General features: G+C 69.7%; 12 protein-coding genes. 9 read left to right on the plus strand and 3 right to left on the minus strand.

Annotated elements, in window-relative coordinates; translation table 11 throughout:
• Positions 1-77 precede the first annotated feature (77 nt).
• The 6 genes from eccD to AB0447_RS34090 all read left to right on the plus strand — a co-directional run bounded on the left by eccD (position 78) and on the right by AB0447_RS34090 (position 7,161).
• The gene (gene eccD, locus AB0447_RS34065; RefSeq protein WP_366480798.1) at positions 78-1,580 is read left to right on the plus strand and encodes a type VII secretion integral membrane protein EccD; all 1,503 of its coding nucleotides are present in this window, start codon (positions 78-80) and stop codon (positions 1,578-1,580) included.
• Positions 1,581-1,738: 158 nt separating this feature from the next.
• A complete protein-coding gene (gene rpsO, locus AB0447_RS34070; protein ID WP_150207049.1) occupies positions 1,739-2,026 on the plus strand; it encodes a 30S ribosomal protein S15 in 288 nt (95 codons plus the stop codon).
• 295 nt (positions 2,027-2,321) lie between these two features.
• Complete coding sequence (locus tag AB0447_RS34075) at positions 2,322-4,544, plus strand: polyribonucleotide nucleotidyltransferase (RefSeq protein WP_366480809.1); 2,223 nt, start codon at positions 2,322-2,324, stop codon at positions 4,542-4,544.
• Positions 4,541-5,920, plus strand: coding sequence for a pitrilysin family protein (locus AB0447_RS34080; RefSeq protein WP_366480799.1), 1,380 nt, complete (start codon positions 4,541-4,543; stop codon positions 5,918-5,920). The genes AB0447_RS34075 and AB0447_RS34080 overlap by 4 nt, the downstream gene beginning before the upstream one ends.
• Before the next feature lie 29 nt (positions 5,921-5,949).
• Positions 5,950-6,702 carry a 4-hydroxy-tetrahydrodipicolinate reductase gene (gene dapB / locus AB0447_RS34085; RefSeq protein WP_366480800.1) on the plus strand — a complete coding sequence of 251 codons (753 nt, stop codon included), beginning with the start codon at positions 5,950-5,952 and terminating at the stop codon, positions 6,700-6,702.
• 3 nt (positions 6,703-6,705) lie between these two features.
• On the plus strand, positions 6,706-7,161 hold the full coding sequence (locus tag AB0447_RS34090) for a hypothetical protein (protein ID WP_366480801.1): 456 nt from the start codon (positions 6,706-6,708) through the stop codon (positions 7,159-7,161).
• 100 nt (positions 7,162-7,261) lie between these two features.
• Here AB0447_RS34090 and AB0447_RS34095 read toward each other — a convergent pair whose 3' ends face one another.
• Together AB0447_RS34095 and AB0447_RS34100 are read right to left on the minus strand one after the other, a co-directional pair.
• On the minus strand, positions 7,262-7,807 hold the full coding sequence (locus AB0447_RS34095) for a PH domain-containing protein (RefSeq protein ID WP_366480802.1): 546 nt from the start codon (positions 7,805-7,807) through the stop codon (positions 7,262-7,264).
• Positions 7,808-7,845: 38 nt separating this feature from the next.
• The gene (locus tag AB0447_RS34100; protein WP_366480803.1) at positions 7,846-8,085 is read right to left on the minus strand and encodes a hypothetical protein; all 240 of its coding nucleotides are present in this window, start codon (positions 8,083-8,085) and stop codon (positions 7,846-7,848) included.
• 200 nt (positions 8,086-8,285) lie between these two features.
• On the opposite strand from AB0447_RS34100, the gene thyX reads away from it, so the two are divergent.
• From thyX to AB0447_RS34115, 3 genes are all read left to right on the plus strand, one after another.
• Positions 8,286-9,020, plus strand: coding sequence for an FAD-dependent thymidylate synthase (gene thyX / locus AB0447_RS34105; RefSeq protein ID WP_366480804.1), 735 nt, complete (start codon positions 8,286-8,288; stop codon positions 9,018-9,020).
• 199 nt (positions 9,021-9,219) lie between these two features.
• Complete coding sequence (gene dapA / locus AB0447_RS34110) at positions 9,220-10,119, plus strand: 4-hydroxy-tetrahydrodipicolinate synthase (protein WP_366480805.1); 900 nt, start codon at positions 9,220-9,222, stop codon at positions 10,117-10,119.
• A gap of 128 nt (positions 10,120-10,247) precedes the next feature.
• Positions 10,248-11,933: a ribonuclease J gene (locus AB0447_RS34115; protein ID WP_366480806.1), complete on the plus strand. Its 1,686-nt coding sequence runs from the start codon at positions 10,248-10,250 to the stop codon at positions 11,931-11,933.
• Between the two features lie 208 nt (positions 11,934-12,141).
• Here AB0447_RS34115 and AB0447_RS34120 read toward each other — a convergent pair.
• Positions 12,142-12,346: hypothetical protein (locus tag AB0447_RS34120; RefSeq protein ID WP_366480807.1), on the minus strand; the 205-nt coding region annotated here is incomplete at its 5' end.

Genomic DNA, 12,346 nt, shown 5'->3' on the forward strand with positions numbered 1-12,346 from the left:
GCGCGCGCACCGTGCGCATCCGCGAACGGAGCGCGAAGGCAACCAGCACACGTCCGCCAACCACGGGGGTCACACAGGTGAGTACGGCCGCAACGACGGGTTTCTGCAGGGTCACCGTCGTGGCCCCGGACAGCCGGATCGACGTCGCCCTCCCGGAGGACATCGCCGTCGCCGACGTCTACCCCGAGCTCCTGCGCCTCACCGGCCAGACCCAGCCCGTCGGCGCTCCCACCGGCTACCACCTGGTCCGCCGCGACGGCACCGTCCTCGACGGCGCCCGCACCCTCGCCGCCCAGCAGGTCCTCGACGGCGAAGTGCTCAGCCTGCGCCCGTTCGCCGACTCGCTGCCCCCCGCCGTCTTCGACGACGTCTCCGACGCCGTCGCCTCCGCCGTGGTCCGCGACCGGCACCGCTGGAGCGACGACATGCTGCGCGCCGCCGGCCTCACCGCCGCCGTCGTCCTCTTCGTCCTGATGGGCTTCGTCCTCTGGTACGCAGACCCGATCCGGCACGACATGCACGGGCTGCCCGGCATCATCGCCGGCGCAGCCGGCCTGCTCCTCACCGCGGCCGCCGGCGTCCGCGCCCGCGTCTACCGGGACCGCGGCTCCGCCGTCGCCCTCGGCCTCGGCGCCCTCCCGCAGCTCCTGATCGCCGGCTCCGGCATCGTCGCCCCCGCCGCCGGCGAGGGCCCCGGCCGCCTCCAGTTCCTGCTCGGCTGCGTCTGCGTCCTGGTCGCCTCGGTGGCCCTGGTCGCCCTCACCCCCAGCGGGGACGCCCTCTTCGTCGCGGCCACCTTCCTGGCCACCACCGGCACCCTCGCCACCTTCCTCGCCATCGTCACCGAGGCCTCCGCCACCGGCACCGCGGCCGTCTGCGCCCCCGTCGCCATCGGCCTGGTCGCCTTCCTCCCCGGCCTCTCCGCCCGCTTCGCCCGGCTGCCCATCGGCTACGCCTCCCCGCAGAGCTCCGTCGACGACTACGAGACCCCCGACCGCTACGAGAGCGAGTCGTACGGCGACCAGCCCGCCGACGGCTCCGACACCGCCACCCCGCTCGACGCCGAGCTGATCGCCGCCCAGGCCCGCCGCGGCCACGAGATGCTGCTCGGCCTGGTCGGCGGCTGCGCCGCGGTCGCCGTCGGCTCCGCCGCCGTCCTCGGCTTCTCCGACAACACCTGGGGCAAGCTGCTGGCCCTCACCACGGGGCTGGCCATGCTGCTGCGCGCCCGCCTGTTCCGCTACACCTCCCAGGTGGTGTGCGCACTGGCCGCCGGACTCGCCGCCATCGCCCTGCTGGTCCTCGGCCTCGCCCTGAACCCGCCCCTGGACCTCGTCACCGAACTCGCCAAGTACGGCGAGAGCGGCAGCCTGGACCTGCGCACCATCTGGCTGTCCGCCGCCGTGGCCGCCGGCGCCGCCCTCATCGCCGGAATCGGACTGGTCATTCCCCGCAAGGGTCTGTCACCCTTCTGGGGGCGCCTCCTCGACCTCACCGAGGCCGCGGTCCTGCTCAGCCTGGTCCCGCTCTGCCTGGCCGTCCTCGACGTCTACTCCCGGGCCCGCTCTCTCACCAGCTGAGACACGCCGACCCGACAGCCTGGTACGCTGTGTGACGGTCGTCTGTGCATGCGCCTCAAAGGCTGCCGCCAGACCCACCCGCCTCCCGAGGCACCGAAGCTCCCCAGAGAAGCAGACCTGGGGCACTCGGAGGCAACGTACACACACGAGGAGTAAGCGTGTCGCTCGACACTGCCACGAAGAAGCAGATCATCGCCGAGTTCGGTACCAAGGAGGGCGACACCGGCTCCCCCGAGGTCCAGGTTGCGATGCTTTCCCGCCGCATCTCGGACCTGACCGAGCACCTCAAGGCCCACAAGCACGACCACCACTCCCGTCGTGGTCTGCTGATCCTGGTCGGCCAGCGCCGCCGCCTGCTGCAGTACCTGGCCAAGAAGGACATCCAGCGCTTCCGTACGCTGGTCGAGCGCCTCGGCATCCGCCGCGGTGCCGCGGGCGCCAAGTAAGACGCTGTGAAGGGAGCGGTTCCCAACGCCAGGGGGCCGCTCCCTTTGCTGTACGTGCGGGACGTACCGGACGCTTTGTAGTCTGGTCACAGCGCGCACAACCGAAGCACAACTGAAGAGGGGGAGCGCCCTCCCTACGCACGCCGGTCCTCGGTAGTGGCACCCGGAGAGCCCGTACGGGCCCCGTCCCGGGTGCTTCGATCGAAGACCGGCCCGCACGCAAGGCGCGCTTCTCCGACACCGTCCCCCACCACACGGGTGGAGGACGGAGACGACGAAAATGGAGAAAACGCTAGTGGAGAACGAGACCCACTACGCCGAGGCCGTCATCGACAACGGCTCCTTCGGCACCCGCACCATCCGCTTCGAGACGGGCCGTCTGGCCCGCCAGGCCGCCGGCTCCGCCGTTGCCTACCTGGACGACGACACGATGGTGCTTTCCGCCACCACCGCGTCGAAGAAGCCCAAGGACCAGCTCGACTTCTTCCCCCTCACGGTGGACGTCGAGGAGCGGATGTACGCCGCCGGCAAGATCCCCGGCTCCTTCTTCCGCCGTGAGGGCCGGCCCTCCGAGGACGCGATCCTCACCTGCCGCCTGATCGACCGCCCGCTGCGCCCGTCCTTCAAGAAGGGCCTGCGCAACGAGATCCAGGTCGTCGCCACGGTCATGGCGCTCAACCCCGACCACCTGTACGACGTCATCGCGATCAACGCCGCGTCCGCGTCCACCCAGCTGGCCGGTCTGCCCTTCTCCGGCCCGGTCGGCGGCGTCCGCGTCGCGCTGATCCGCGGCCAGTGGGTCGCCTTCCCGACGCACACCGAGCTCGAGGACGCCGTCTTCGACATGGTCGTCGCCGGTCGCGCCCTCGAGGACGGCGACGTCGCGATCATGATGGTCGAGGCCGAGGCCACCGACAAGACCATCCAGCTCGTCAAGGGCGGCGCCGAGGCGCCGACCGAGGAGATCGTCGCGGCCGGCCTCGACGCCGCCAAGCCGTTCATCAAGGTCCTCTGCAAGGCCCAGGCCGACCTGGCCGCCAAGGCTGCGAAGCCCACGGCCGACTTCCCGGTCTTCCTGGACTACCAGGACGACGTCTACGCCGCCCTCTCCGACGCCGTCCGCGGCGAGCTCGCCCAGGCGCTCACCATCGCCGGCAAGCAGGAGCGCGAGACCGAGCTGGACCGCATCAAGGAGATCGCCGCCGAGAAGCTCCTGCCGGCCTTCGAAGGCCGCGAGAAGGAGATCTCCGCCGCCTACCGCAGCCTGACCAAGGCCCTGGTGCGCGAGCGCGTCATCAAGGACAAGGTCCGCATCGACGGCCGCGGCGTCACGGACATCCGTACGCTGGCCGCCGAGGTCGAGGCGATCCCGCGCGTGCACGGCTCGGCGCTGTTCGAGCGTGGCGAGACCCAGATCCTGGGCATCACCACCCTGAACATGCTCCGCATGGAGCAGCAGCTGGACACCCTCTCCCCGGTGACCCGCAAGCGCTACATGCACAACTACATCTTCCCGCCGTACTCCGTCGGTGAGACCGGTCGCGTCGGCGCCCCCAAGCGCCGCGAGATCGGCCACGGCGCCCTGGCCGAGCGCGCGCTCGTCCCGGTCCTGCCGACCCGCGAGGAGTTCCCCTACGCGATCCGCCAGGTGTCCGAGGCCCTCGGCTCCAACGGTTCGACCTCCATGGGCTCCGTCTGCGCCTCCACCATGTCGCTGCTGAACGCCGGTGTGCCCCTCAAGGCCCCGGTCGCCGGCATCGCCATGGGCCTGATCTCCCAGGAGATCGACGGCGAGACCCACTACGTCACCCTCACCGACATCCTCGGTGCGGAGGACGCCTTCGGCGACATGGACTTCAAGGTCGCCGGCACCAAGGAGTTCGTCACCGCCCTCCAGCTCGACACCAAGCTGGACGGCATCCCGGCCTCCGTCCTGGGCGCGGCCCTCAAGCAGGCCCGCGACGCCCGCCTCCACATCCTCGACGTGATGATGGAAGCGATCGACACCCCGGACGAGATGTCCCCGAACGCCCCGCGGATCATCACCGTCAAGATCCCGGTGGACAAGATCGGTGAGGTCATCGGCCCCAAGGGCAAGATGATCAACCAGATCCAGGAGGACACCGGCGCCGAGATCACGATCGAGGACGACGGCACCATCTACATCGGTGCCGCCGACGGCCCGGCCGCCGAGGCCGCCCGCGCCACGATCAACGGCATCGCCAACCCGACCATGCCGGAGGTCGGCGAGCGCTACCTGGGTACGGTCGTCAAGACCACCACCTTCGGTGCCTTCGTCTCCCTGCTCCCGGGCAAGGACGGCCTGCTGCACATCTCGCAGATCCGCAAGCTCGCCGGTGGCAAGCGCGTGGAGAACGTCGAGGACGTGCTCGCGGTCGGCACCAAGGTCCAGGTCGAGATCGCCGAGATCGACCAGCGCGGCAAGCTCTCCCTGATCCCCGTGATCGAGGGCGAGGACGCCGCCTCCGATGAGGACAAGGACGACTCCGACAAGTGACGTCGCGTAGTTCCCGTGCAACGGCCCGCCCCTCTTCGGAGGGGCGGGCCGTCGCCCGTACCCAAACCCTCCTCAAGGGCGAGAACGGCATCGGCACCGTCCGGCGCACCGTCCTCCCCGGCGGACTCCGCATCGTCACCGAGACGCTGCCCTCCGTCCGCTCCGCCACCTTCGGGATCTGGGTGAACGTCGGCTCCCGCGACGAGACCCCCGCCCTCAACGGCGCCACGCACTACCTCGAGCACCTCCTCTTCAAGGGCACCAAGAAGCGGTCCGCCCTCGACATCTCCGCCGCCCTCGACGCGGTCGGCGGCGAGATGAACGCCTTCACGGCGAAGGAGTACACCTGCTACTACGCGCGGGTCCTCGACACCGACCTGCCGCTGGCCATCGACGTGGTCTGCGACATGCTCACCGGCTCCCTCGTCCTGGAGTCCGACGTCGACGCCGAGCGCGGGGTCATCCTCGAAGAGATCGCGATGACCGAGGACGACCCGGGGGACATGGTCCACGACCTGTTCGCCGAGACCATGTTCGGCGACAGCCCGCTGGGCCGGCCCGTCCTCGGCACCGTGGACACGATCAACGCGCTCACCCGCGACCAGATCGCCCGCTTCTACAAGAAGCACTACGACCCCACCCACCTGGTCGTCGCCGCCGCCGGCAACGTCGACCACGCCAAGCTGGTCCGCCAGGTCCGTGCCGCCTTCGAGAAGGCCGGTGCGCTCGGCCGCACCGACGCCGTCCCGACCGCCCCCCGCGGCGGCGCCAAGCGGCTGCGCACCGCCGGCCGCGTCGACCTGGTCAACCGGAAGACCGAGCAGGCCCACGTGGTCCTCGGCATGCCCGGCCTGTCCCGCACCGACGACCGCCGCTGGGCCCTGGGCGTACTGAACACCGCCCTCGGCGGCGGCATGTCCTCCCGCCTCTTCCAGGAGGTCCGGGAGAAGCGCGGCCTGGCCTACAGCGTGTACTCGTACACCTCCGGCTTCGCCGACACCGGCCTGTTCGGCGTCTACGCGGGCTGCCGCCCCAGCCAGGTGCACGACGTCCTGAAGATCTGCCGCGACGAGCTCGACAAGGTCGCCTCCGAGGGACTCACCGACGAGGAGATCAAGCGGGCCGTCGGCCAGCTCTCCGGCTCCACCGTCCTCGGCCTGGAGGACACCGGCGCCCTGATGAACCGCATCGGCAAGAGCGAGCTGTGCTGGGGCGACCAGATGTCGGTCGACGACATGCTGGCCTCCATCGCCGCGGTGACCCCGGAGGACGTCCGCGCCGTGGCACAGGATGTACTGGCCCAGCGGCCCTCGCTGTCGGTGATCGGTCCGCTCAAGGAGAAGCAGGCCGCCCGCCTCGACGAAGTGGTCGCGTAGTTCCGTACGGACGTAAGGAAGCGAAGAAGATGAGCAAGCTGCGCGTGGCGGTCCTCGGAGCCCAGGGCCGGATCGGCTCCGAAGCCGTCAAGGCCGTCGAGGCCGCCGAGGACATGGAGCTGGTCGCCGCCCTGTCGCGCGGGGACCGGCTGGAGACCCTGGCCGAGACCGGCGCCCAGGTCGCCGTCGAACTGACCACCCCCGCCTCGGTCATGGACAACCTCGACTTCTGCGTGCGCCACGGCATCCACGCGGTGGTCGGCACCACCGGCTGGACCGAGGACCGCCTCGCGCAGCTGAACACCTGGCTCTCCGCCTCCCCGGAGACCGGTGTGCTCATCGCCCCCAACTTCTCCATCGGCGCCGTGCTCACCATGAAGTTCGCGGCCCAGGCCGCGCGTTACTTCGAGTCCGTCGAGGTCGTCGAGCTGCACCACCCCAACAAGGTCGACGCCCCCTCCGGCACCGCCACCCGCACCGCCCAGCTCATCGCCGAGGCCCGGTCGAAGGCAGGCTGCGCCCCGCAGCCCGACGCCACGGCCACCGCTCTCGACGGGGCGCGCGGCGCGAACGTGGACGGCGTACCGGTGCACGCGATCCGCCTGCGCGGCCTGCTGGCCCACCAGGAGGTGCTCCTCGGCGGCGAGGGCGAAACCCTGACCATCCGTCACGATTCCCTGCACCACAGCAGCTTCATGCCGGGCATCCTGCTCGGCGCACGCCGCGTGACGCAGACCCCGGGCCTCACCTTCGGCCTGGAACACTTCCTCGACCTGGGCTGAGCCATGCGCGCGAAGATCACGTACTTCATCACGGCAGCCGTCCTGGCCGTCTACTTCGTCCTGGCCGGCGGCCGCGGGCTGGCGCTCATCCGCATCGGCACCCCGCTGACCGTCGTCTTCGGGGTGATGGTGCTGATCCTGCCGGTCATCGGCATCTGGTTCCTCTGGAAGAACACCCAGTTCGTCAAGAAGGCCCACCGGCTGTCCAGCGAGCTCGAGGCCGAGGGCGGCCTGCCCGTGGACGAGCTGGAACGGGACCGGTACGGGCGGATCCTGCGCGACTCCGCCGACGAGGTCTTCGCCCGACGCAAGGCCGAGACGGAGGACGCGCCGGGGGACTGGCGCACCTGGTTCCGCCTCGCCGTCGCCTACCACGACGCCCGCGACACCCCGCGGGCCCGCAAGGCCATGCAGCGAGCCATCGCCCTGTACGACAAGAAGCCCGTACGGGCGGCCTGAACCACCTCGTACGGGCTTCCCGATCCTCAGCCGATCCCGAGGCGGGCCGGGTCCACCCCGGCCCGCCTCGCGGCCTTCCGGCGGCCGGCTCGGCCGGCCTTCAGCGGCCGGCCGGGACCGCCCGGTACTCCTCGGCCCAGGCCTCCAGGGTGTCGGCGGCCCGCTCGAACGCCTCCGCACGCGACAGGAAGTCCGCGCTGTGGTCGGTGAGCAGCACCGGCAGCCGCGAGCCGTCCCGGGTGTGCACGGTCAGCGCCTGCCCCTGCACCGTCCTGGGCAGTCCCAGCCAGCGCACCGGCTGCTGGACCGTACGGAGCTCGGCGACCTGGCTCCAGGCCACCGAGCGGGTCCCGAAGAACGCCACCCGCCGCAGCCCGGCACGGCTCACCCAGACGCCGGCGCGCAGCATCCGGGCGGTGGCACCGACCACGGAGAGCGCGGCCGCCATGCAGACGGCGGCGCCGGCCCACGCACCGGCGAAGGCGATGATCATCGTGGCGAGCAGCATGAACGACGCGATCAGCAGCAGGACGGCCCCGGTGGCCACCCGCCAGGGACCCGGCCGGTAGGGCCGCCGCCAGCGGTCGTGGTCGTCGTGGGGCAGCGCGACATCGTCCAGGTCGGCCGTCAGGAAGGGCAGGGGCACGGCTGATCCTCACTCATATGCACATCGGCGGGCGGCCGTCAGCGCCCCTCGGCCGCCTCGGACTGCTGGGCCTTCTCGGGCGCCTTGTGCGGCTGCAGTGCGGGCATGCCGAAGAGGAGCGAGCCGACGAGCCCCGCCACCACGGTCAGTCCGACCAGGGTACGGGCGGCGAGCTGGGTCTTGCTCAGGCGCTCCCGGGGCGGCGGAGTGACGTTACTGCGGAAACGGTCGGCCTCGGCGACGAAGGCGAACGGGACAGGCTCGCGCCGGCGGAACATGTCGGGCCTCACTCCTCACGTGTCATGGTGCGTTGCTACCCAGTAGGACGTGCGGTGGGCCCGATCGGTGCCCTGATCCGGCATCTTGGCGAAACTCTCCGGAGGCACCTCCGCGCCGCGTGGCCGGAGCGGTGGTCCGCAGTGTCCGCCAGGCGCCGTAAAGTGGGCGCGGCACGGCCGATGTGACCTGGAAGGACCTCGTGAGCGAGACCCCCGAGCTGAAGATCGACTTCCGAAGCGACGTCACCGTCGACTTGGTGAAGCACTCCGCCGCAGACTCCGACGTGCTGTGGGCCGCCCGTGTCTCCACGGCCGGAGAGCAGTCCCTGGACGAGCTGCAGAAGGACCCCGAGCGCTCCAAGGGGTTGATCAACTTCCTGATGCGGGACCGGCACGGCAGTCCCTTCGAGCACAACTCGATGACCTTCTTCATCAGCGCCCCGATCTTCGTGTTCCGCGAGTTCATGCGGCACCGGGTCGGCTGGTCCTACAACGAGGAATCGGGCCGCTACCGGGAGCTCCAGCCGGTGTTCTACGTCCCGGGCGCCGACCGCAAGCTGGTCCAGGAGGGCCGTCCGGGCAAGTACGTGTTCGTCGAGGGCACCCCGGCCCAGTCGGAGCTGACCGCCCGGGTGATGGAGGACTCGTACCGGCAGGCGTACGAGGCGTACCTGGAGATGCTGGCGGCGGGCGTGGCCCGGGAGGTTGCCCGTTCGGTCCTGCCGGTCGGACTTTTCTCCTCGATGTACGCCACCTGCAACGCGCGCTCGCTGATGCACTTCCTGGGCCTGCGCACCCAGCACGAGCTCGCGGCGGTGCCGTCCTTCCCGCAGCGGGAGATCGAGATGGTCGGCGAGAAGATGGAGGAGCAGTGGTCCCGGCTGATGCCGCTGACCTACGCGGCCTTCAACGCGAACGGCCGGGTGGCCCCGTAAAAGACATCCGTGCGGATGTGCGAAGCCAAGAGCGAAGTGTCCGTATTGCGACGTTTCGTGAAGTTCATCTAGGCTGATCAAACGGACCCGGCACTGCTTGAACCCCCGAGCAGGCAGTGCCGGGCTCCAACACTCACCCCACCCCGTTGACGTCCCCCGAGGGGACACCGCGAGCATGGCAGCGAGTAGCGTGTTACCCATGGCTCCGATCTCGACTCCGCAGACCCCCTTCGGGCGGGTCCTCACCGCCATGATCACGCCGTTCACGGCGGATGGCGCACTCGACCTCGACGGCGCGCAGCAGCTCGCCGTCCACCTGGTGGACGCAGGCAATGACGGCCTGATCATCAACGGGACCACCGGTGAGTCCCCGACCACCACCGACGCGGAGAAAAACGACCTCGTACGAGCCGTGCTCGAGGCGGTCGGAGACCGCGCCCACGTGGTCGCCGGCATCGGAACCAACGACACCCACCACAGCATCGAGCTCGCCCGTCAGGCCGAGCGCACCGGCGCGCACGGCCTGCTCGCCGTCACGCCGTACTACAACAAGCCCCCGCAAGAGGGCCTGTACCGGCACTTCTCGGCCATCGCCGACGCCACCGAGCTGCCGGTCATGCTGTACGACATCCCCGGCCGCAGCGGCGTCCCGATCAACACCGAGACCATGGTCCGGCTGGCCGAGCACCCGCGTATCGTCGCCAACAAGGACGCCAAGGGCGACCTCGGCCGGGCCAGCTGGGCCATCGCCCAGAGCGGCCTGGCGTGGTACTCCGGCGACGACATGCTGAACCTGCCGCTCCTGTCGGTCGGCGCGGTCGGCTTCGTCTCGGTGGTCGGCCACGTGGTCACCCCCGAGCTCCGCTCCATGCTGGAGGCCCACCTCGGCGGCGACGTACAGAAGGCCACCGAGATCCACCAGAAGCTGCTCCCGGTCTTCACCGGCATGTTCCGCACCCAGGGCGTCATGACCACCAAGGCCGCCCTGGCCCTGCAGGGCCTCCCGGCCGGCCCGCTGCGCCTGCCGATGATCGGACTTACCGACGAAGAGACCGCACAGCTCAAGATCGATCTTGCTGCCGGCGGGGTACAGCTCTGACAACAGACTTCACAACCGAATAGCGACAACAGAACAAGCAAGACAACTCAGACAACAGCAAGTGCACGAATGTCATGCGCGCCACGTGCCTTAAAGGGGTACGTGGCGTGTGTGGTGAGGAGAGACTTTTGAGCCATCCGCATCCGGAACTCGGCCTGCCGCCGAAGCTGCCCAAGGGCGGCCTCCGTGTCACCCCTCTGGGTGGCCTCGGCGAAATCGGCCGGAACATGACCGTCTTCGAGTTCGACGGCCGACTGCTGATCGTCGACTGCGGCGTCCTCTTCCCCGAAGAGGAGCAGCCGGGCGTCGACCTGATCCTGCCGGACTTCTCGTCCATCCGGGACCGCCTCGACCAGATCGACGGCATCGTCCTCACCCACGGACACGAGGACCACATCGGCGCTGTCCCCTACCTCCTCCGGGAGAAGCCGGACATCCCGCTGATCGGCTCCAAGCTGACGCTCGCCCTCATCGAGGCGAAGCTTCAGGAGCACCGCATCCGCCCCTACACCCTCGAGGTGAAGGAAGGCGACCGGGAGCGCCTCGGTCCCTTCGACTGCGAGTTCATCGCGGTCAACCACTCCATCCCGGACGCCCTGGCCGTCGCCATCCGCACCCCTGCGGGTCTGGTCGTCGCCACCGGCGACTTCAAGATGGACCAGCTCCCGATGGACAACCGCCTCACCGACCTGCACGCCTTCGCGAGGCTGAGCGAGGAGGGCATCGACCTCCTCCTCTCGGACTCGACGAACGCCGAGGTCCCGGGCTTCGTCCCGCCCGAGCGCGACATCTCCAACGTGATCCGCGGGGTCTTCGCCGGCGCCCAGAAGCGCATCATCGTCGCTTCCTTCGCCAGCCACGTGCACCGCATCCAGCAGATCCTGGACGCGGCCCACGAGTACGGCCGCCGGGTCGCCTTCGTCGGCCGCTCCATGGTCCGGAACATGGGCATCGCCCGGGACCTGGGCTACCTGCGGGTCCCGGCCGGCCTCGTCGTGGACGTGAAGACCCTCGACGACCTGCCGGACCACGAGGTCGTGCTGGTCTGTACGGGTTCCCAGGGCGAGCCGATGGCCGCACTGTCCCGCATGGCCAACCGCGACCACCAGATCCGGATCGTCCCCGGCGACACCGTGATCCTGGCGTCCTCGCTCATCCCCGGCAACGAGAACGCGGTCTACCGCGTGATCAACGGCCTGACCCGCTGGGGCGCCAACGTCGTCCACAAGGGCAACGCCAAGGTCCACGTCTCGGGCCACGCCTCGGCCGGCGAGCTGCTGTACTTCTACAACATCTGCAAGCCGAAGAACCTCATGCCGGTCCACGGCGAATGGCGCCACCTGCGCGCCAATGCCGAGCTCGGCGCGCTGACGGGAGTCCCCAAGGACCACATCGTCATCGCGGAGGACGGCGTGGTCGTCGACCTGATCGACGGCCGGGCCCGCATCACCGGCAAGGTCCAGGCCGGCTACGTGTACGTGGACGGCCTCTCGGTCGGCGACGTCACCGAGGTCCACCTCAAGGACCGCCGCATCCTCGGCGACGAGGGCATCATCTCGGTGTTCATGGTGGTCGACAGCAGCACCGGCAAGGTGCTCGGCGGCCCGAACATCAACGCCCGCGGCTCCGGCATCGAGGACTCCGCCTTCGCGGCGGTGCTCCCGAAGATCGAGGAGGCCATCGCCAAGGCCGCCTCGGACGGAGTGGCCGAACCCCACCAGCTGCAGCAGCTCATCCGCCGCGTGGTGGGCAAGTGGGTCTCCGACGGCTACCGCCGCCGCCCGATGATCCTCCCCGTCGTCGTCGAGGTCTGACCCTCGCGCGTAGCGACCACCCCGGAGCGGGGCAACCGGATTTGCATCCGGGGGCCCCGCTCCAGTACGTTGACGTCTCCACCCCGGCAAGAACCCCGGCACACACGTGTGCCCGGACGGTCCGGCGCGGGAGTGGAAATCAGACCGGGGAAACCTGATATGGTCTGATCCGCCCGAAAGGGAAAAGGCCCCCAACGGCCACCGGAATTCAATTCCGACCCACCGCGACTTTCGAGAAGCGGCACGGAACGGAAAACGGATCTGGTAAGGTTGGAACCGCTGGAAAGGGAAACGCGAAAGCGAGAACCTGGAAGGCATCGAGGAAATCGGGTCCGAAAAGATCTGATAGAGTCGGAAACGCAAGAACGAAGGAAGCGCCCGGAGGAAAGCCCGCGAGGGTCAGTACAAAGGAA

Source organism: Streptomyces sp. NPDC051211, from assembly GCF_040689505.1.
GTDB lineage: Bacteria > Actinomycetota > Actinomycetes > Streptomycetales > Streptomycetaceae > Streptomyces.

Excerpts from the sequence above, each read along its gene's own strand:
- dapA (WP_366480805.1), top strand. The coding sequence starts at position 9,220 with ATGGCTCCGATCTCGACTCCGCAGACCCCCTTCGGGCGGGTCCTCACC.
- AB0447_RS34100 (WP_366480803.1), bottom strand. The coding sequence starts at position 8,085 with ATGTTCCGCCGGCGCGAGCCTGTCCCGTTCGCCTTCGTCGCCGAGGCC.
- AB0447_RS34090 (WP_366480801.1), top strand. The coding sequence starts at position 6,706 with ATGCGCGCGAAGATCACGTACTTCATCACGGCAGCCGTCCTGGCCGTC.
- dapB (WP_366480800.1), top strand. The coding sequence starts at position 5,950 with ATGAGCAAGCTGCGCGTGGCGGTCCTCGGAGCCCAGGGCCGGATCGGC.